General features: G+C 68.7%; 1 pseudogene. It reads left to right on the top strand.

From position 1 onward, the window contains the following. Positions 1 to 249 (top strand): annotated as a pseudogene (locus J5M67_RS29075) (arylsulfatase); the annotation flags it as partial.

Here is a 249-nt window from a genome sequence, read left to right as displayed (position 1 = left end):
AGGCGCCTACCGGGTGCCGGCGATGATCCGCTGGCCGAACCACGTCAAGCCGGGCACCGTCTCCACCCAGATGTTCTCCGGCCTGGACTGGTTCCCGACCCTGCTGGCGGCCGTCGGCGATACCGACGCCAAGGAGAAGCTGCTGCAGGGCTGGGCGCCGACTTCCGGCGGACCGACCTTCAAGGTGCACCTGGACGGCTACGACCAGCTCGCCTACCTCTCCGGCAAGGCGAAGAAGAGCGCGCGCAA

It is taken from the genome of Pseudomonas sp. 30_B, assembly GCF_017491605.1.
Taxonomy (GTDB): Bacteria; Pseudomonadota; Gammaproteobacteria; order Pseudomonadales; family Pseudomonadaceae; genus Pseudomonas.
Note: the sequence above shows the minus strand (reverse complement) of the source record. Positions and strands in the feature narration are given on the sequence as shown.